This is a genomic window from Enterobacter sp. UCD-UG_FMILLET, assembly GCF_000762975.1.
GTDB classification, from domain to species: domain Bacteria; phylum Pseudomonadota; class Gammaproteobacteria; order Enterobacterales; family Enterobacteriaceae; genus Enterobacter; species Enterobacter dykesii.
This window is the reverse complement of record NZ_JRJC01000027.1, coordinates 42,303-62,277: the sequence shown is the minus strand read 5'-3', so window position 1 is coordinate 62,277 and position 19,975 is coordinate 42,303. Positions and strand designations below refer to the sequence as shown.

Annotated in this window: 21 protein-coding genes; 1 reads left to right on the top strand and 20 read right to left on the bottom strand. The window is 54.1% G+C overall.

Annotated elements, in window-relative coordinates:
• Positions 1-16: 16 nt before the first annotated feature.
• Positions 17-385 carry a hypothetical protein gene (locus LA04_RS24430; RefSeq protein WP_152594370.1) on the top strand — a complete coding sequence of 123 codons (369 nt, stop codon included), beginning with the start codon at positions 17-19 and terminating at the stop codon, positions 383-385.
• On the opposite strand, the gene LA04_RS13015 is transcribed toward LA04_RS24430, so the two are convergent.
• The 20 genes from LA04_RS13015 to LA04_RS12915 all read right to left on the bottom strand — a co-directional run bounded on the left by LA04_RS13015 (position 350) and on the right by LA04_RS12915 (position 19,958).
• Positions 350-991, bottom strand: a complete 642-nt coding sequence (locus LA04_RS13015; protein WP_047651904.1) for a hypothetical protein — start codon at positions 989-991, stop codon at positions 350-352. The two genes, LA04_RS24430 and LA04_RS13015, sit on opposite strands and share 36 nt — an antisense overlap.
• Positions 992-1,283: 292 nt before the next feature.
• Positions 1,284-4,457: a host specificity protein J gene (locus LA04_RS13005; RefSeq protein ID WP_047651901.1), complete on the bottom strand. Its 3,174-nt coding sequence runs from the start codon at positions 4,455-4,457 to the stop codon at positions 1,284-1,286.
• Positions 4,458-4,509: 52 nt separating this feature from the next.
• Positions 4,510-5,100 (bottom strand): tail assembly protein, encoded by a 591-nt coding sequence (locus LA04_RS13000; protein WP_047651899.1) that lies wholly within the window; start codon positions 5,098-5,100, stop codon positions 4,510-4,512.
• 57 nt (positions 5,101-5,157) lie between these two features.
• Positions 5,158-5,568: a hypothetical protein gene (locus LA04_RS12995; RefSeq protein WP_200882527.1), complete on the bottom strand. Its 411-nt coding sequence runs from the start codon at positions 5,566-5,568 to the stop codon at positions 5,158-5,160.
• A gap of 29 nt (positions 5,569-5,597) precedes the next feature.
• Positions 5,598-6,308: a C40 family peptidase gene (locus LA04_RS12990; RefSeq protein WP_047651895.1), complete on the bottom strand. Its 711-nt coding sequence runs from the start codon at positions 6,306-6,308 to the stop codon at positions 5,598-5,600.
• Between the two features lies 1 nt (position 6,309).
• The gene (locus tag LA04_RS12985) at positions 6,310-7,065 is read right to left on the bottom strand and encodes a phage minor tail protein L (RefSeq protein ID WP_047651894.1); all 756 of its coding nucleotides are present in this window, start codon (positions 7,063-7,065) and stop codon (positions 6,310-6,312) included.
• Entirely contained in the window at positions 7,062-7,409 is a 348-nt protein-coding gene (locus tag LA04_RS12980) for a phage tail protein (protein ID WP_047651991.1), read from the bottom strand. Before LA04_RS12980 ends, LA04_RS12985 begins: the two co-directional genes overlap by 4 nt.
• Positions 7,410-7,412: 3 nt before the next feature.
• Positions 7,413-10,556 carry a phage tail tape measure protein gene (locus tag LA04_RS12975; RefSeq protein WP_047651892.1) on the bottom strand — a complete coding sequence of 1,048 codons (3,144 nt, stop codon included), beginning with the start codon at positions 10,554-10,556 and terminating at the stop codon, positions 7,413-7,415.
• Positions 10,540-10,812, bottom strand: coding sequence for a phage tail assembly protein T (locus LA04_RS12970; RefSeq protein WP_047651891.1), 273 nt, complete (start codon positions 10,810-10,812; stop codon positions 10,540-10,542). The genes LA04_RS12975 and LA04_RS12970 overlap by 17 nt, the downstream gene beginning before the upstream one ends.
• A gap of 50 nt (positions 10,813-10,862) precedes the next feature.
• On the bottom strand, positions 10,863-11,294 hold the full coding sequence (gene gpG, locus LA04_RS12965) for a phage tail assembly chaperone G (RefSeq protein ID WP_047651889.1): 432 nt from the start codon (positions 11,292-11,294) through the stop codon (positions 10,863-10,865).
• Positions 11,295-11,304: 10 nt separating this feature from the next.
• Positions 11,305-12,027 (bottom strand): phage tail protein, encoded by a 723-nt coding sequence (locus tag LA04_RS12960; RefSeq protein WP_047651888.1) that lies wholly within the window; start codon positions 12,025-12,027, stop codon positions 11,305-11,307.
• A 9-nt stretch (positions 12,028-12,036) separates the two neighbouring features.
• Positions 12,037-12,438, bottom strand: coding sequence for a phage minor tail U family protein (locus LA04_RS12955; RefSeq protein ID WP_047651886.1), 402 nt, complete (start codon positions 12,436-12,438; stop codon positions 12,037-12,039).
• On the bottom strand, positions 12,435-13,013 hold the full coding sequence (locus LA04_RS12950; protein WP_032623278.1) for a phage tail protein: 579 nt from the start codon (positions 13,011-13,013) through the stop codon (positions 12,435-12,437). Before LA04_RS12950 ends, LA04_RS12955 begins: the two co-directional genes overlap by 4 nt.
• 9 nt (positions 13,014-13,022) lie before the next feature.
• Entirely contained in the window at positions 13,023-13,265 is a 243-nt protein-coding gene (locus LA04_RS12945; RefSeq protein ID WP_029485040.1) for a DNA breaking-rejoining protein, read from the bottom strand.
• A gap of 25 nt (positions 13,266-13,290) precedes the next feature.
• Positions 13,291-13,617: a DUF2190 family protein gene (locus LA04_RS12940; RefSeq protein ID WP_010429891.1), complete on the bottom strand. Its 327-nt coding sequence runs from the start codon at positions 13,615-13,617 to the stop codon at positions 13,291-13,293.
• 82 nt (positions 13,618-13,699) lie between these two features.
• Positions 13,700-15,733: a ClpP-like prohead protease/major capsid protein fusion protein gene (locus tag LA04_RS12935; RefSeq protein ID WP_181875814.1), complete on the bottom strand. Its 2,034-nt coding sequence runs from the start codon at positions 15,731-15,733 to the stop codon at positions 13,700-13,702.
• Positions 15,660-17,159 (bottom strand): phage portal protein, encoded by a 1,500-nt coding sequence (locus LA04_RS12930; RefSeq protein WP_010429887.1) that lies wholly within the window; start codon positions 17,157-17,159, stop codon positions 15,660-15,662. Before LA04_RS12930 ends, LA04_RS12935 begins: the two co-directional genes overlap by 74 nt.
• Entirely contained in the window at positions 17,156-17,371 is a 216-nt protein-coding gene (locus LA04_RS12925; RefSeq protein WP_001704123.1) for a hypothetical protein, read from the bottom strand. The genes LA04_RS12930 and LA04_RS12925 overlap by 4 nt, the downstream gene beginning before the upstream one ends.
• Positions 17,368-19,470, bottom strand: a complete 2,103-nt coding sequence (locus LA04_RS12920; protein WP_047651883.1) for a phage terminase large subunit family protein — start codon at positions 19,468-19,470, stop codon at positions 17,368-17,370. The genes LA04_RS12925 and LA04_RS12920 overlap by 4 nt, the downstream gene beginning before the upstream one ends.
• Positions 19,470-19,958: a DUF1441 family protein gene (locus LA04_RS12915; RefSeq protein ID WP_020884621.1), complete on the bottom strand. Its 489-nt coding sequence runs from the start codon at positions 19,956-19,958 to the stop codon at positions 19,470-19,472. Before LA04_RS12915 ends, LA04_RS12920 begins: the two co-directional genes overlap by 1 nt.
• Positions 19,959-19,975: the final 17 nt, after the last annotated feature.

Genomic DNA, 19,975 nt, shown 5'->3' with positions numbered 1-19,975 from the left:
AACAAAAGGGAATTACATGAAAACTCGTCTTTTACTCACAGCCATTACATTTTTTATGTTTGGCTGCTCTGGCCATGAAAAAGAATATAATTTCAAAATGGATTACCAAGTAGATGCAGCGCGCTTATCACTTGGTGGTGATATTCACGTCAACATCGACTGTGCAAAAAGGAAAGTTAACGTTATTTCCGATAGTAGCAATGGTATTTTTAGCCGTCATGTTAATAAGCGACTGAGTAATATTTGCTATAAGAAAGCAGATAATTTTGATGTTGTGTACAGGTTCGAGCCAGCAAAGGGGGTTAGGCAAAACATGATCGCCACGCATTACCCCCGCGTTCCACCAGCATCAAATGCCGACAAACTGAGCGATGGGGATTCGTAACCCACGCCCCTGGAGTGTCTGGCTCCAGCTACGCTGATTTTTTGAGATGTATCGGCCCTGCAGCTGCGAGCCAGTCCACTTCAGAGCAATGCCTGAGTAACCCGTTACCCCTCCATCATCACTGAGGTTTCCGGGGCAGTTATTCACCAGAATCCACGGGGTAAAGCTGAGGTTTATCACAAAGGTATTGTTCTGCAGGTCATAGTTCGCCGGCACGTCAAAGAAGCCAACAACCCTTGGCATTTTCGATGCTGATGCAGCACTCCAGATAAGATTTCCGGCACTATCGAAAACATCCAGGTAGCCGCTCTGCATTCCGATGTTTCTCGTCGTGCGGATCATGCTGCCTGCATTGTCTTCAAGAAGCTCAGCTCCGGGTAAACCATACTTGTTCACGTCCAGTTTAAGCCACCGCAAGGTTCCGTCATTCCAGAATTGTTGCTGTGTGAAACCCAGCGTACTTCCGTCACCGAACGGGCTATCCACGCGGTAAAACCCTTTATCGGTAACAGCACCCAGCGAGCGCTGATCATAAAAAAGGGTGGACCTGTTTTGAGAGTCAACAAGCAACTTTCCGTCACTGTTGTAAACTTCGAAACCGCTCATTGAAAGTTATATACCTCAACTGTGAAAGTGAATGCAGGACTGCCAGTGATCGGTAAATAGAATGCAGTGAAGCCGCCATTAAAAGCGCGGCAGTAATATTCATTCGCAGTTACCCCCGACGATACAATCGTTATAAATGAGCCATGCTGAGTTATACCCGAAAAATAAACGTCTTTTACCGTTTCTCCAGCAGCAAACGTTACAGATGTGGTCCCTATATATCTGATTGCATAATCAGTTAGATCTACAGCAATACGCCCTGCACTATCCCAGCATTGTAAACCCTGCGGCATTACCATAACCCCATTCTGACGCGCAGCACGTTGTTGCTGTCGTAAATCTGAATAAGAGTGCTGGTTATCAACATTCTCCCCCCTCCAGCTACGCCGTTAATTTCGAACGTCCCGTTTTTATCAATTCGCCATCCCTGCGCCCCTGCAACATAATTATTTGACTGGATGAAATTGCCGATTTTGGCATTGGTGATCGTGCCATCCTGAATAAACGCTGAGCTGATAAATACCTGGCCATTTATCACCGCGAACGGTGAATACTGGGTATCTCCACTGCCACTCATCAGCACGAACTGGTTAGCGTTGAAACCAACGCGGGTAACGATCGGCTGCCCTGCCTGCGCCAGAACGGCAATCGACATCCCGGCGTTATACATAATGCCGTTTATCCTAACGCCTGCTTTGAGGGTATAGATCGCCGAAGCGCCGGAGGCATCGACGACGGCGGTAAGCTTGTCCTCCAGTGCTGCAGTAACGTCCTCTATCTGCGCCTGCACCTGCGTTGAAAGTTCGGCCATTGCCTTATCAACTTCAGCAACGGTCGTTTTAACAACCAGGATATCGGCACGCACTTCCCCGTACTGTGCCCACTGGTGCTCGACGGCTCCGTGGTTCGCCAGGGCGTTCTGAAGAATTCCCTCAATATTGGTATCGATGTCACCAGTGAGGCGCTCCCCATCAGCAGAGGTAAGGAAATCGTCTGCAATATCACCTAGATAATCATCGGCGTTATCGTTAGACATCCCCCTGATCCAGTCGGTATACCCGGACTCGTTACCCGTTCTGTCTACCAGTTGCGCGCGGTACCAGAATTCCTGCCCTGCTTTAAGGCCGAGTTGGGTGTATTCCGCAGATGGATAAGGCACATCTGAGAGCAAGAGTGGGTCTGAAAAGTCACTGTTGGCAGTGTACTGAATTTCCGTTTTTAGCGTATCGCCGGTGTTTGCCGGGAAACCCCAGTTCAGACGAATCCCCCAGTTAATGCCAGTGGCCGTGAATCCTACTGGCTTAGGCGGATTACCTACTTTGCCGGTCAGGATCTTCTCTTCTGAATATCCCCATCCTGAGGAAATTTCAGCGGCATTAATTGCGCGCACGCGCACTAGGTAGCGCCCGGAATAAATCCCCGGGACGTCAAATGACGTGGTGGAGCTGCGCGGCATGTTCACCCAGTTTCCGTCATTGCGGCGCCACTGCCCCTCATAGGCGATAGCGTTCTGCGCCTGGTCCCAGCTGACGCGCATCGTTTCGACGCTGATATTCTGCTGAACCACTGAAAACGAGCTGATCACGATGTTAGCTGGCGGTGACTGATTACCAGGAGGTATTACACTTACTGGCCGCTGATCGATAATTGCGCCAGTATCGATACGGGCATATTTATCCGGATCGTGCCATGCAGCGGTGATCGAGAAGGTGCCATTATCGTTATCGCTTACGCTGACAACGCGGTACTGCTGAGCGTAAAGCTCGTCAGATTCCACCACCCAAACAGCTTCGGCCTGTGGCGTCTCACTGTATGCCGTGGTAACTGTGACTAATTCACCGTTCACGGCCTGAATGGTCCTGCTCTGCGACTCTCCGGAAGGTAGGTTGAGAATAAGGCGATCACCTGCTGCCGCATCTGCCACGCGGTCAAGTTTGATTACGCGACCGTTAACGGCGCTGATGCGGCCGCCCATAACTTTTCCGGAAAGCAGTTCGTCGGCCACGGCGATGATGTAGCCCGGCTGTGGTATGTTTCCATCCAGGCCGACATCGAACGAAACAACACGGTCTTTATTGTTGGTGAGGATGCCCCAGCGGCCTTTTCTGTTTGCTTCTGATTGCCGGGTGCATCCGATAGCCGTCATCTCCAGTTGATTAAAGCCGTAACGTGCCACCAGCGCCTGCTCAAACACAGGCTCCATCGCGTCAGCGTAGGCGTTATCCGGATCGGACCAGGATACCAGCGCTGTGGTGTATCGGGTTTTCGTGGTGCTGCTCGAATAGGTGAAGCGACCGTCAATAACGTTCGCGCGCGTATAGCTGTAATCAACATCACGTGGCATGTCAGCCAGAGCAACGATCTGATCCCCGCCCCAGTAAGTCATGCCGCGGAAGATAGCGGCAAAATCACGCAACACAGTGTAAGCATCGTTACGGTCCTGGATATAGACGTTGCAGGTATACCGTGGTTCGGTACCGTTTCCGCCTTTCCCGTCCGGTACCTGCTGATCGCAATACTGAGCCACCTGATACAACGTCCATTTATCGATGTTAGCCGCAGTAAGTCGGTTACCAAGGCCGAAACGGTCGGTAACCACCAGATCGTAAAAAATCCACGCTGGGTTATCCGTCCATGCCCATTTAAACGCCCCGGTCCAAGTACCGCTGTAGGTTCGGGTTTCAGCGTCATAATTATCAGGAACGCGGATAACACGACCGCGGGGCTCACAGGAGATCTGCGGGATTGAGCCGTTAAACTGGCTGGAGTCGAATTCAATGTACAGCAGCGCGGTGTTCGGATAGCGCAACTTGGCGTCGATCACCTCAGTGAAGCTCTGCAATGTCATCGTGTCGCCAGTCTTCGCGCTGTTAGCATCGGCTGTAATCTTACGCAGTCTGATTGTCCAGGTACTGCCAGCCTGAGGTAAATCAATTCGGTGGCTACGCTCGTAACCAGAGGTTGTTTTCCCGGTCACGCTGGTATTGAGTACCGTCTGCCATGTTCCGCCGTCCGTCTGCAGGTCAATCGCATAGTTGATCGCATAGCCGACCAAATCCCCGTCATCTTCCTGCTTAAACAGAGACGGCCATTTCAGACGCAGGCGTACTGCCGATAGCTGGGTGTTAGTGAAAGTGCGTGTCCATGCGGTAACACTGGAAACTTCAGTACCCACGCTGATTTCGTTTTCGGTACCGGGAATGCCCTGAATGTAATTTTGTGCCTGCGTTCCCGCGCGAAACTCCCATGTCACGCCGCTGAAGTTTTGTGAGCCGTCGGAGTTCTCCAGCGCCGTTCCGTCCAGGTAAATATCTTTGCCGGTTAGCTGCCCTGCAAACTCCCCTTCCCCAAGCGCAACGAGGATTTTAGCCTTCGCTACAGATTGAAGATCATCTGGCTGTTCAGTAGGGGTTCGGGAACTGGAACTGCCGCCCTTGCGGCCCTTTAACACTTTTTCTGTAGCCATATTGCGCCCATAAAAAAGCCACCCGAAGGTGGCCTGAAAAAAGGTTTGTTATCTACTGCTGATCTTCGACATAAATTCCGGCTGAAATAATCGCTCCGCCGATTTGCCGGCGACCATAAAGCAGCGGTACCGGGTAGCCCTGAGCAGCGGTGTTTGTCACTCCACCGAACGCGTATGAGGCGCGGTTGTCTGCACTTTGTTTGCTGGCTAATCCAGTTGGTTGAGGTGATAGCATTTGGACAACACCACCAAGGATCAAAGCGCCACCAGCTTGATAGAAAAATGGTGATGCTCCTGCAAATGGTGTGAAATTCAATACCACCCCTACTGCTACTAATACCGCACCTAAAATAGTTTGTAATACACCTGCTTTTTTACTTCCAATCGGCACTGGTACTATTCTTATAACCTCACCCTTAACAGGAAAACCTAATTCATCAATGCCTATATTTTTCTTCCCTCGAAAAACCGCATAAGAAAGTCCTCTTTGCTTACTCGTATTCATGAATTTTTCGAAACCATTAATCGTTGCAGATAAGGCTTTGCAGGCTTCTTGGGTTGTGCTTATCGAGCGATAATGTGTTTTACCAAAAGTCTTTCCTAGAACGCCGCCAAGTTCAATGCGTGTCATTACATCTGACATGAATCACCCCGATAAAAAAACCACCCGAAGGTGGCCTTTTAATATTAAAAATAGACTCTAGTTTATCGACATCGGGAGTATGTCCACATTCCCACTTTGGTCGATAAATATCCTTAAAGCTCGTGGAGCATTTTCTTTTATTGAAAACTCCCGTTCTTTTTTAGGTGCGCCATTACATAGGCCTTTCCCGGCAAACCCTGCTCCAACCAATACATCGCCAGGGTTTAAGAAAGCAGTAACTTTTTCCCCAGTATCAAGTTCAGCCAAATACTTACCATTGATATAGGTTGTAATAGCGCACCCACCAGCAACGAAACCTTTATCGCGAATGATAGTCACGGCAGTTGTGTTTGTTTTCTGTTGAAATTCTTTTGGTGCTGACACTTCTTTTGCATACTGCGGGAGAACTGGCTCTGTCGAACAACCAGCCATAATTAACAATGAAAATGCCAATAATGTTTTTTTCATATCCCTAACCCCTTTGGTTTTGCAAAAGGTTAGCACAGAGATTTGTAACGTAAAATCTTCATCGTCCGTTCCTGCCAGTAACCACCATACGGCACGCGCTGGCTAAGATGTCCGTACAGATGATGCAGTAGCATATTGCCCTCAAGCAGGATCCCCGCGTGATTCCATTTATCGGCCTGGACCTGCATGATAACCATATCGCCAGGCCTCGGTGGTCCGTCGAATTCCCGGAAGCCGCACTCGTACCAGCAATCCTGATAGAAGTTGTCCGGATAGCCCTTTTCCCACCAGGGATAGTCAACCCGATAGTCGTGGAGCTCGATACCGTGGGTTTGCCGGAAATAGCTCATGACCAGCCCCCAGCAGTCATAGTGTCCGAGCACAAACGGACGCTCCAGCAGTGGCAGTTCTCCACGCGGCTGAATGGTGCGTAAGTCCCCCTCCGGCCAGCTCACGATGTGCCAGGGTAAAAGCGTTGCATCGCATTGCGCTTTATCCAGTTCGCTTGGTTGCGTCGTGGCATCAGGGTGACTGTGAGCAATGGCGATCACAGTTCCCCAGTCTTCAGCTGCTGCGTAATCTTCCGGACAAAGGACAAAATTGTCCTCTGGCGCCTCGGCAAGATTACGGCACGGGAAATAACGTTCAACGCGGCTTTTCTGCGCCACGACGCCACAGCACTCACGAGGATATTCAGCTGCAGCATGCGCCATAATGGCATCAATGGTTTTCTGATGCATATCAGCTCCTGATCAAAGACGTCCCCGGGAAGCCACCAAACGAGAGTTCGTTATTTTCGCCGAACCGAAGTTTGCAGGCCGTCAGAGTGCCGCTGCATTCATCCAGGGACGGATCGCTGACCGGGTTATTGTTTTTGTCGAAATAGTTGGTCCCGGCATAGTCGCAGCCGTCGCCGGTGCGATACTTATTCCGGATGCACCAGGTACAGAGCGAATGCAGCTGTCGCGTCGGAATCATCAGTCCCTGCAGGTCCATCGGACTTGAAAGTGTGAACTCCACGGACTCGTTCGTCTCTGCGGTTTTGGCATCGATGTAAAATACTTTCACCTTTTCCTGCGTAGGGTCTGCCGCTGGGTTCCCGTCTGGAAAATTTCGGGCATCAAGGTAGCAGGCCAACGTATCATGGATAGTGACCTTCGCCTGCAGCAGATCATCATAGGCAAGACAGAGCGCAGTGATAGAGCTGTCGAGGTTAGCAACAGATAATTTAGGCTGCGCGCTGCTCCCACTGGTGGAAGCCTCAATCCCCTCAATCTGGCAGGGCCACGCTTTGTATTCCTGCCCCTGCCACCAGATGGATTTCGCTGGCAGTTTACTTTCATCCCCACCAGCAGCATCAATCTCTTCTGGTGTATGCGCGATATTATGCGCATGGAAGAAAAGCACATCTGACATGCCGAAGGCCGTACCATCGACAGAAAAAAGCCGGACTTCATTGCCCGGCTCGAGTTTTTGATAATCAGCATTAAGGCTCATGGTGCAAATGCCTGTTCAAACGTTGCGGTTACGGTTTCCACTTTTTTATTCAGGGTGACTCGCTGAAGGCTGTCAGCCTCAACACGCCAGAGGGCTATATCACCACCAGGTGGAGTGAATGTGAAAGACTTGGTTTTATGCCTCCGCAGGAATGAATGAATCTCCCTGGCTGTTACCGGATCGCCAGTAAAAGAAAAGGCATAATTTAGAACCTCATCGTTCAGGCCAGAACCACATACCTGCTTGTACCCATCACCGAACTGCGCCGTTCTGACTGTATCTTTGCTGCTCAGAGTGGGCTGGCTTGCTGCCTGAATCTTCCATGCAAAATGCTCTATGGCCATCATTTACCTCTGTTTATTGGCATTCCAGATGATTCCCCCAGGCCTTATTTCGCGCGCGATGCCTTCGCGGACCGAACGATCAACCACTTTCTGATAAGCCTGAGCAAGTGCACCATCACCACTCTGTTGCTGCTTCGTATCGTTAGACTGCGCTGTAGTCACTGAAACGGGTGCGTAAACGTTAATCCCACCGATACCAGAAGCTGCTGCGCTCCCCCCGCCGACCAGACCACCGGATGCATACCCGCGCATCAGCCGATAAAGATTGGCCACGCCGATGCGGCTGGTTGACTCTTTGGTGAAGACGAACTCCCCGCGGTGAACGATACCGGCTGGCTCGTACTTGCCGCCATGCCCGGTAAAGCCGCCTGCGTCAAAGCCCGTAGGGCGGAAAGACGGAACCGAAAATGACTGACCTGCAGATGCTGTATTGGTACCACCATTCACCCAGCCCATCGCGCTCTGGATGGTGTAGGCCACCAGCAGCTGGTTGATAACGGAGACAATCATTTTGAGGATCGACGTCGTGAAGTCCCTGAAGCTCGCCTTCCCGGTTGTTGTCAGGCTGGTAAGCTGGCCCGCCAGCCCGCTGAACGTTGCCTGCGAAATCTGCTGTACCGAGCTGAAGACGTTTGTCGCTGAGTCCTGATATTCAGCCCAGCCTTGTTTAGCACCGGCCAGCCAGTTTGCGCGCAGGGCATCTTCAGCCTCGAACGTCGCCCTTTGCTCTTCCAGAACCTTTTGCTGTGCCTGAGGACTGTAGGAATAGCTTTCGCTGAGGCGTTGCAGCGTAGTTTGTCGCCCGGCTTCCCGGGTGGATACCCCCTCAGACTGAGCCTGCAGGCCCGCCCTGGCGGCTTTTTGCTGCTGCTCAAACTTCACGGCCTGATCGGCCAGCTGGTTGAGCTTTTGCTGGCTGGCAACCTTATCGCCCAGGTCGGCCAGCTGCCGTTTGTACTCGAGCGTTTCTTCCTTGTGCGCCAGCAGGGATTTTTCCTGTACCGTAAGCTGTCGACGCCCCGCGGCCTCCTGCAGAACGGTGAACTGATTTTCAGTCTGCCAGAGATCCTGACGCTGTTTGCTTATGACGTCGTTCACGCTGGTATGCTGCTCGAGCGTTTTAAGCTGGGCCTGAAGGGTGAGAAGTTCGGCCTGCGCCTTTTCCTCGGCTTTATCCCCGGCGGGCGTTGAGTAGCTTTTGCCTTTCGGCGTTTTTGGATCCTTCCACTGCTTTTCAATCCCGGCGCGGGCCGCGGCAATGTCCTTTTCAGTCCACAGCGTGGCGACACCGTCTTTCGCATCCTGGCGGTTTTTCTCAATAAGCTGACTCAGCTTTTTCTCTGCTGAAGCCCGCTTTTCTGCCGCCGTCGCGCCGGACTCCACCAGCTGATTAAACTGCTGCTGGTTGCGGATTGCCTGAGCCTGCTGGTCCGTCCGCATTTTTTCCCGCGCGGCTGCCAGCCCTTCCTGGGCATATTGCTGATCGGCAAGATCGTAAGCCTGCTTTTTCAGCTCCACCTGCTGGCGCGCGTTTCTCAGCCTTTCCGCATCCGCTTTCTGCAGAACGTTGTTACCGGCATAATCCGGATCGACTTTAAGATTGCTGGACAGCGCGCGGTACTCTTTCTCTGCTGCCTGCCATTCAGCAAAAGAGTCCTGGCGCTTCATCGCGGAGTCAGGATTACGCCCTATGCCAAGCATCGCATCCCATGCGCCGGAGGCGGCATTCTTCACCCAGTTCCAGGCTTTTTCGAGGGAGCCAAGATTATCCTCGACCGCCCCGGCGCGCTGAATGACCGCGTCGGAATATGCCCGCATGGCCAGCTCGGCAGCTTTCTGCGAATCCCCCAGCGCCTGAGCAGAAGCTATCTGTTCATACTGGGTAGCCGTCAGAAAGTGAAGGGAATCGTTGAGCGTAGCGACTGCGTTAACCGGATCATCCTTCAGACGTTTAAATTGATTTATGGTTTCGTCGACGGCCTGTCCGGTAGCCTGCTGCAGCCTGGCGGCAACATTGCTGACCATGCTGACGTCATTACCGCTGAACGCGCCGCTGCCAACGACCTGCGCCAGCACGCCTGCAGCGGCATGCTGCGTGATGCCATTACCTGCCAGCGAGCGCGCCAGCGCCTGCAGCTGCCCTGATGTTTTCCCCGCGTAGTTCCCGGTCAGGATCAGCTGCCTGTTAAATTCCTCAGACTCTTTGCTGCCGTCATACCAGGCCTTACCCAGCCCGAATACCGCCGCGGCAATCCCACCAACCAGGCCGGCGATCCCCAGGCCGCGCAGCGACAGCAGCTGGTCTATCCATCCTGCCCGGTTCGCCAGCGTGATCCCGGAGCCGCGCAGCGCACCGAAGTTACCGCGCATGACCTCGCCGATAAGTACCCCCAGCTCCTGCCGGGCAGCAGCACTTTGCAGCCCCAGACCATGCGTGGCCACTTTGGCAGCTTCAAGCTTGCGGATATAGACCTCAGCCGCATCGCTGGCACCGACCTGCGCCGCCTTCATGCGCAGCAGCTCGGTACCGGAGAGCTTTTGCTCTGCAACCTGTTGCTTCAGCTGGCTGAGGAATCGCGTGCGCGCTGCGGCCGATTTTTCCTCCACGATCTGCAGTTCTTTTTGCCGGGCCGTGGTGCGGGAAATAAGGGCGAGATAATCCTGCTGGGTTATGTTGCCCTGTGCCCTCGCTGCGCGAAAGCGCGCCTGCACGTTCGCAAGCGACTGTGTCTCACCATTGAGCTGGCGAACGCCGTCAATCTGGCGGAAAAATGATGCCGCCAGTTCATCCTGTCGACGGGCAAGCGCTGCGGCCTGCCCGTCATTCTCACGCATGCGCTGATTAAGCTCGGTCACGCGGCGGTGAGTTTCATCAACGGACCTGGAAACGTTCTGCCAGTCTTTGGTCAGCCCTTCCGTTGCGGCCGACTGGCGGGATTTCATATCTGCAGCAGCCGCCGCGCCAGCGTCGCCCACGGTTTTAAACGCAGCCGCCTGCCGCTCGGAAGCGCGCTGCATTCGGGTCTGGACTTTTTCAGAGTCCTCAGCCATCCCGGTTAGCTGGCCCTTTATGCGGGCAACCTGCTCACTAAACGTGGCGCTGTCGACGTCAAGGTTGATGACCAGATCGCTAATCTGCTGGGCCATATCGGATACCTCCTGTTATCCCCTCAGCTGCGGCCATCAGCGAATCATCATCCGGCTCGTCATCGCTGATGACGATACCGGAAGGAGAAAGCAGGCTGAAATGTGCGGGGGTAAGTTCCGGATCGCGGAAGAAAAGGGTGGAGATGGAATAAAGCAGCTCTGAGAAATGCGCATCGAGCTGCGCGTCCTGAAAATAATGCTCCCGGTAGAACTGGTGCCAGTCGCCCAGTTCACTGGAAGTCATTCCAGCCAGCATGGCGCGCCAGTCGGGTCTCCCGAACTCGCGCGCCAGATTCAGGACAAACTTCAGCTCGCTGGCAAGGGCTTTTCCGCCGTAAAGGGTTCAGCGCTTTCGGCCTCCGCTGAGGCATCCGGATCGGCAACGTTGTCATCATCAACCGGAACGAGCATGCCGGAGAGCAGCTTTATTTCCATCTCTGCTTTACCGATCGCCTCCGGCGGCCAGCCGCTAAGCACCTGCTGATAAAGCGTTTCCACATCCGTGCCAGCCGGATCGTTATGCCACAAAGACATCGCGATCAAACGCGCACCGCAGCGAATATTTGAGCCTATCAGCCTGGCCGTCATTTCCTGATCGCTGATGCCGTCGCTGTCAGCGCTGACGGCCTTTTCCTCTGCGGCCATAAACGTGATGTACTCAATACGCTGCAACGCCGACAGCTCGAAGATGGTCAGGGATTCTGTTTGCCAGGTGAACTTCTCTTTTTTCAGAAACATGCGTCCTTCCTTACGCTGCAGTTACGGTGACTTTGCAGACCGCAACGAAATTACCGTCGCTGGTCATAACAATAACGTCAGCGGTGCCTGCCGCCACGCCGGTGACGGTGACCGTTGCTTTTGCCCCGTCGGAGGTTGCCACGCGGAACGAGGTATCTGAGGCGCTGGCAGGGTTAACCGTCACATTGAGCGTTGTGGTTGCGCCGACGGCCACGCTTGCCGTGGCTTTATCGAGCGTAACGCCGGTCACGGGGATATTCGGGGTCCCGCTTTCTTCTGCCAGTTCCGGCTTGCCGGTATTGGTGATTTTCGCTGTACGGGTAATGACCTCTTTTGCCGGAATGGCTTTACCCAGGCTGCTGCACCAGCCGCGGAAAACGTCGACGGTACCGTTCGGGTATTTGATTTTGTAATAGCGTACTGAGCCATCAATAAACCATGCGACAAGGTCTTTTTGCCCTTCTTCGCCCGGCTTCCAGGCGAGGGTGAAAGAGGTATCGCCAGCAGATTTTGCCCCCTGGGCCGTCGCGTTCCAGTCGGCATCCTCGTCGTCGAGGTAAGTGTCGTCATACGATTCGGCGGTCATTTCGCCCGGCGTCAGCTCTTTAATTTTAGCTAGGCGGTTCCAGTCGATATCCGAGAGTGGGTTAGCGAAAGCGTTGCCCGTTCCGGTGTAAAGCCAGAGGGTGGTACCGGCACCTTTCACGGGGGCCAGCGGGTTTGGAGTAGGCATAAGTACCTCTTAAATTGAATAGGTGATTAAGTACGTGAAATCGACTGAACCCCAGGTGGCCATTTCATCATCCCGCTGATAGTCATAATCCTGCGGGGTGAACGTCTCGACCAGTTCGGTCAGACCCGGGATGAAGGCCATTGCCGGATACACTTTCTCTTCCATCCAGGAATCAAGCGCGCTGTCGGGGCTGGAGGCTTTAAGAAATACCTCGATGTGAACAACCGCCTGCCACGAATCTTCGTCAAGCGAATCGCCGGTGTACTCCGCGTCAGAAAGGTATACAGCCACGGCAGGGAGATCCTGCTCTTCAAGAAAAACAGGGCGCCCGTCAAACCAGGTGACCGTGTCGGTGATCTCGGCTTTCAGTCTTGCCAGAATGGCTGCACGAATTGCGCTGTGTCTGTTCATCGCTTCAGGTGGATCCTCAGTTGGTTTTTCAGGGCTGCGGAAAGTTCTTTGGGCATATCGCTTTCAATAAGGCGCTTTGAAATAGCGGTGAAGGCAACGGTCAGCGGTGTCTCAAGAGGAACTTTGACCACATCAATCGGATAACGGGCCTGACCTACGCGCCGCATGACCTGCCAGCGCCCGTTCGAGAGCTGTTGGATAAAAGCGTTACGAAAGGTATAGGGCCCGATTTTAAGGACGCTGCCCGCTCCGTTTCTGGCCCCTTTTTTACGCGAGAGCCGGACGCGCGCCGTGCCGAGCTTTATCGCCGGAAGATTACCGCGGTTGATTTTTATCGACGCGACCGGGCGATCGTGACGAGCCTTGCGCAGACGGGAACGCTGGCGGACCAGACGAACCGGAAGCCCCTTTTTCCGGTTATCATCAACTGTTGCTTCTTTCGCTACAGCTTTGCTCCCCTGGCTTATCGTTCTGCTGGCCACCCGGTTTAGTGCTTTCGCGGTTGCCTCAGGAACGATTAACCGGCTGAGGCTGTTCAGGTTCTGAATAGCCCTTTCCAGTCCTTTCACAGACATAGCGCCTCCTCATTCGAGATGGATGCGGGGTTTTCCGTTGAACATGTCATAGCGGGTAACGGTCAGGTTCTTACCGTCGTAGTCGACGCTGTCGTTTCGGCGTGGCTGGTAAAGCTCAGAGAAAACCACCAGCGAAGTACCTGTTCCCGACAATGGTCCCATTTCCTCGAGTTGATCGGCTGGAACAACGTCATAGCTGCTGCCATTGATGATCGCTGTCTTTCCCATCTTTTTTATGGTGGCCGCGTCCATGCGCGCCGCCATCCGGTCAAAGGGGTTAGGCATTGATCTTAACTTCAACAACGGTGGTGTTTGCCCCTGCATCTTCCCAGGCGATGCCCGCGGCAACGGCGTCCGTTTCTTCGATCGTGATTTTGCCGTCCTTCAGATACACCTGCGCCCCGGCAGTAACCGCATCTGCGGATACTTTTGGCAGAAGGAAAACACCCTCGGTAAAACCGTCCCCGGTATCGCCAGCTGGGATATCGGTAATTGCCACCGCGATAAGTTTTCCAACAACAACCGGGTCGCCGCTGTGAACATCGGTTGCACCGCCGTTTACCAGAGGGATCGTTTTCCCGTCCTGCGCATAGTTCTTAGCCATAACTTCTCCATTCAGCCCCTTGCGGGGCTGGTTTCAGGTATAAAAAAAGCCCTTACGGGCGTCTGTTTGTCAGGACTGTTTTTTACTGACCAGAGGATTTGGTCATGCCGCGATAGTCCAGCGGCGCCACACCTGCATCAATACGCACTTTCGTGGCGATACCATCAGTGGTAAAGCCTTCCTGCTGATCGATGTATGGCGTGTCGACGCCGTTGAGATAAGCGACCTCGATGGTGTCGGTGCCCTTCGCGGCAGCCAGATACCAGGCTTTCGCATCAGCTTCATCCAGGCGTGGTTCGGCAATGACTTCTGCAAAGTTCTGGATAGGGTTAACGATCCCGGCATTGATGTCTGCACCTTTAACACTGGCCGACTTGATGGTCTGATTTGCCAGAGTTTCCAGGGCGACGGGCACCAGCATGTAGGCCGGACGGATATTCAGGGTTCGCTCCCCCTCCTTCTGCAGACGCATCAGCTTGCGCGATTCGTCCAGGCTGGCCACAGAAATTGCGCCCGAGCTCAGGTTCTTGTGATCGGCATGGAACAGCGCCTTTCCGTCTGAGAGTTTCGGGTTTTTGGTCAGAATGGCGTAAACCAGATCGCCAATCGTTGCTTTCGCCGCGCGCCCCATCTTCATCGGTACGTCGGTAAGCTGGTTCAGATCGTCGTTGATGATCGCCTGGCGGGTTACTGAGAAGATTTCACCATACGTGGCAAGCGCGATGGTTTCGCCTTTGTCACTGGTAGTGATGTACTTGTACTCGGCCCCTTCGCGAACCTGTCGCAGAGAAGGGAAACCACCCATGCCGACACGATGCGCCGTTTTGAAGTCCGACAGCTGGCCTTTTTTGGTCCACTGTTCGAAGGTTTCCTGCGCCTCGTCCCAGCCCTGAATCAGCGCTTTGTTCGCAACATCAAGCAGAATGTTGCCAAAGTCAGAAGTGCTGTGGGTCAGCGCCAGGCCAACCATCTGCATCGGGTTGTAGCTGGCCACGCCGATACCTTTTTCAGTCAGGGCCATACGCGCATACTCGCGCAGCGTCATACCGTTATAAACGTTATCCCGCTCCTGACCTTCGAACCCGGCACGCGCCATCAGTGCCTGGCGAATACCATCCGCGACGAAGTTACCATTGCCCGCATGAATATGCGGCTGGGTGGTTTTATTGGACGGCGTGGCCGTTTTACCGAGTTCTGCCAGCAGCAAATCTTTCGCCTTATCGACGGAACAATCAGGGTCGGCCACACACTGATTCTGCAGTTCCATGTGCTTATTGCCGAACATGGCAAAGAGATCGCCGATAGCGTTAACACGAGCTTTCTGCTCAGCTAACACCTGCGCGCGGATCACATTTTCATCCGGCGCCGGGTCTGTTTTTGCCTGCGGTGCCTGAGGCTGGGTAATAACCGGGTCACGCTGGGTAGTGTTGCGCGGCGGGGTGATCATGTTGCGAATGCTTTTTGGCATTTTTTCAAATTCCTCAATACGTTTTGAATGAATACAGGCCATAGCCTGAAGGGATGGTGTCACCTGGTCGGCAAAACCCAGTTCAAGGCACTCGCTGCCGTTCATCCAGGTTTCGTCCTCCAGCATTGCCGCAATTTCTTCGGTGGATTTTCCGGTTTTCTGCGCATAAGCCGGGATAAGAACGGATTCAACCTTGTCGAGAAGATCCGCATAGTCGCGCATATCGCTCGCATCGCCACCAGCAAACCCCCAGGGCTTATGGATCATCATCATCGTGTTTTCAGGCATGATGACCGGATTGCCTACCATCGCAATCACCGAGGCCATGGAGGCCGCGAGACCGTCGATATGCACGGTAATCGCCGCGCCGTGGTGCTTCAGCGCGTTATAAATAGCAATACCGTCGAAGACATCACCACCGGGCGAGTTGATATAAAGGTTGATGTGGGTGACGTCCCCAAGTGCCCGGAGATCATTGACGAACTGTTTCGCCGTTACGCCCCAGTACCCGATTTCGTCATAGATAAAAATGTCGGCCTCGCTGTTATTGCTGGCCTGCATGCGGAACCACGAATTACTTTTTGCGCTGGCTTTCGGACGGTGGCGCGCCCGGTTCTTTGGCTTCGGCACTGGTGCCTCCTTTATCATTGGCGGGGTCGGTGTCAAACACCAGGCCCTGTTCACGGTTCTCGTCAACCTCCGCTTTACGGCGTGACTTAACATCATCCGGGTTGCGACCGCTGGCACGTATCCAGTCGGATTCAGTAGCAGCACCGCCGCGGATCTGCGTTTTCCAGGCATTCGCTTCTTTAACGGGATCAATCCACGGCATAACGGGCCCCGAATAAACCGCGTTATAAAGCGAGTCCATATCGATGCCTCTCGGCAGCTTGATTTCTCCGGCAGCAATAGCCATCTTCAGCCAGGCCCGGTACATGGGCCGGGTCACTGAACCGATGAACCAGTCCTGAAGAATCAGATATCCGTCGGTTGACTCGACAAGCTCCTGCCGCTGGGCACTGTACGTTCCGTTGTAGTTTCTGGATGTGCTGGAAAAGCTGAGGCGACTGCCGGCGGACACGGCACGCAGCTGTCCGTTACGAAACGACTCGAGGTTAGGGTTCGGGCGATCGGATTTAATCATCCCGATTTCTTCCCCGGCCTGCAGCTCGTCATAGAGCATACCGGGCTGAATCATCAGCTCGCGGTCATCGCTGCTGGAATCAGACTCGAAGCTCTGTCCGTCGCCTTTTTTGATATACATGCCGAGTGCGGCAGCAATTCTGGCAGCGGTAAGCTCCGAGTCCTCGTACTCTTTCAGCGCGCTCAGACGCATCAGAACACCTGACAAAAGAGACGTTCCGCGGGTCTGGTGCAGGCGTCGTGTGAATTTGAGATGAAGCATGTTTTCTGCATCAATCTCTTTGGTATCGAACTGACGCCCGGATACTGGCAGGCTTTTATAGACCTGATATTTTTTCGGGCGCCCCCAGTTATCGACAAAAACGCCCTGATTGAGCTGGGTGGCGGCATCGCTGTTCATCGGCACGAAGTCCGGCTCCAGCGCTTCCAGCCAGAACGGCACGCCAGCAACCGGCTGAAGACCATTTCCGGTACCGCGAACCAGCTGAGCAAATACCTCACCGTCCCGGAGCCACGTTCGCAGCATCAGCCGCTCCAGCATGGGGCGGGTAAACTGGGTTGTAACATCGGGTCTTACGGACCATTCACCCCACTTTCTGCGGATATCAGTGGCCAGCTTTTTAGCTATCTTCCCGTTAGTCAGCATCGGATGCGGTTCAACTATGATGCCCTTCGCACCCACCACCCTTTCTTCCAGCTTGTCGAAAACGCCAATCACCAGATCGTGGTTGTTGTCCAGCCAGCGCGCCTGCTGCCTCAGTGAAACCGCCCCCATCTGGCTGAGCTGATCGGCTGAACGATTTTCCTTCTGGGCTTTGTGGGTACGCGTTTGCTTTACCGCCTCATACGCCTTAATAACTGCGCGGGCACGCAGGCGTGAGGCTTTCCAGCCTGGTGAAAACAGGCCAATCGCATCATCTAAAAAACTCATCCAAACCTCGCCAGCCTGTAGCCGGGTCGCCCGCGGCGTTTGTTATTGAGCGTTGCCAGTCGTCGCTCCCATTCCTGACGGCCTTTTCTGATTTCCGACAGGTTTTCGAGCGTCATCTGCTGTCCGTTGAAAGTGATTGATTTCCCCTCCAGAACAGACAGCTCGGCTGCAGCGTAGCGGTCGATCATGTTTTGAATATCTGCTGGATTCACACCCAACCTCCTGACGAAGACCACGGATTAGCCTGCTCGGTTACGGGCTTCTCACGTTTTGGTTTTGATTTAGATTTCGGCGCAGGCGGCGGGGATGGCATTTCGCCAGTTTCCGTCTGCGTGTCCTCGATCCACGTTTCCCGCCGTGCCCACTCAGGAGCTGACGGCCATTTGATTTTTTCGTAACCACTAAGGATGGCGAGCGCGTCGGCATAAACGAGCAGGTCAAATGCTTCGTTTGCGCCCCGGCCGGGCTTACTCCATTTCCCTTCATTCGAGCGTTCCTCATACGTCAGTTCGTCATAGAACCAGCTGCCCAGCCAGGCGGGGAAATGCACATAGCCAGGGCCGGGTGAATCACGCCACAGCGCATTGTTCACCCGGTCTTTAAGGGCATCGGTCTGGAGAAGATAAAGAGGCACATCACCCGTCGCCTGTGCGCGGCGCGTTGATCTGCCCGTGTTGTCGGGAAACGTTCGCTGGATAAGTTTGCTGCGCCTGACGCTGTCCCCCTTGAAGAGATAGATACGCTTACCCAGCCCTTCACGACGACATCTGCGCCAGAATTTGTAGGCATTATCCGTCACGCCATCTTCCCCCCCTGAGTCCACGGCCATCGACATCAGCCGCATGCCCTTTGACGGGTCAGCTGCGAGTGGCCACGTTTTATCAAAGACGTCGGTGAGTAAAAGATCCCAGTCCTCCGGGTAGCTCGCCGGATCCACCTGTAAGCTTTCCCCGTTGCCGTCGCAGCGCAGCGAATGCCGGATGTTGTAACGGTCAACTATCCAGCGCTCACCCATACTTCCATAACCCGTAATCTGCACAACAAAGCGCCGGTTGCGCCCGGCCTGCACGTCCACGGTCGCAGTGAGAAACTGCACGCCGTCCGGTACCGAGCGTTTTGGGACTTCTTCGGCACGCTGTTCAAGCAATTCACTTTTACGCTGCTCCATGCTGGCCCGCGGCAAATAGGGCCTGCCGAAATCGGTGTTGATCACCGTCTTCAGGGTTTCTTCGCTGCGCGTGGATTCATATTCCTGTTCGGCGGTCAGGAACTTATAAATAAGCTGCGACCAGGTCTGGTAAGCAGCTGCCGGACCTTCCATCCAGAAGGAGGCAATACGGGAACGACGGCCGTCACCGCTAACCAGGCCTTTACTGTCGATGGTTTGTCCGTCCCGGAGCCAGACACATTTCATGTTCAGCGCACGCTTCATGTCCGGCGTGATCCTCCCTTTGCAGGCAGGGCATTGAAGAAACGCCGCTTCGCTGGCAAGCACAGGATCGCTGCTGTCGCGGTATCCGGTCATATTGTCCATTTCCGGCTGGAAATATTCGCCGCAATGCGGGCATGGCCAGTAAAGACGACGGCGGTCACCACGGTTATAGAGCGATAAAATTCCGGTGGTCGGAGGGGCTTCATGGGGCGTGGAGCGCCGCCATTTTGTGTCTCTGATATCTCTCCCGGGCGAGCTCTCAACCAGCGTCATCCCGGAGGACATGAATGTCGTGTTACGTTTTGATGCCAGTGAAAAAGCATCCCCCTCCCCGTCGATATCTTCCGGAAAGCGGTCATAATCCGTCAGCGCCACACTCTTATAGTCCGAGGACGACATGATATTGACGGATGGCCAGCCCAGCTTCAGATAGTTACCGGCGCGGAATGTACGGTCGTAGACGTTGTTATCGTTACGTCTTGGGCTTAGCCGGGTTTTAACTTCAGGGCTACAGCGAAAAGTGCGGTCGAGGCGTTTTTTGGAATGCTCGCGCGCTTTTTCCTCAGATACCTGAATCACAAGCATATCTGCCGGATCGCAGACAATGTTATAAACAATCCAGCCGTCAATCAGCCCGATGGTTTTACCCGTTCGTGCCGGGCCCACAAACACCACCGCATCGTATTCACGCGATGCCAGGCAGTTCATCGGCTCAATCACATAGGGTGCCAGATCCGGATCCCACGGAACTGAGTTTCCCGCCCCCATCGGCACGCGCATATAAGTACTGACCGCATCGGCCACCGGCATACGACGCGGGGCTCGTAAAATACCGGAAACATCACGGCGGATGTCCCTGGCGGATGCCCGCTTTGCCATCAGTCCTCCTCAGGCTCTTCCTCCTCTTTTTCAGCGTCCTGCACCCTCTCCGCCATCTGGTCGCGCAGATCATCGATAACGCTTTGCACACGAACTACCGCAGCAGGCGTTAAAGCACAGTCGCGCTCGAGCACATCCGGGAGGGTTTCAAGTACCATGACGACAGCTTTCGCCATCAATGAGAATTCTCGCGCCACTTCATCTGCGGGTATTAACTGCCCCGTATCCTGTTCGAACTTCAGCCTCTCGTTCTCTGCTTTCCAGTGGGACAGCCTGTCAGAGGGGGGCATATCATCGATGTTGGCCGAAACGGTAGGGATCATCAGTTCGGTCAGAATGTCGGTCACCAGATAGAGCTTTAACTTGCTGTTGCTGCCTGGAGCAGGTTCAACATTTTTCAGTCTCGCGGCAACCGTCTGACGGTGTACGCCGGTTATCCCTGCCAGCTGGTTGATATTGAGTTTTAAAGTGGCAATTTCCTGGTCCATGATGGTGAACACTTTTT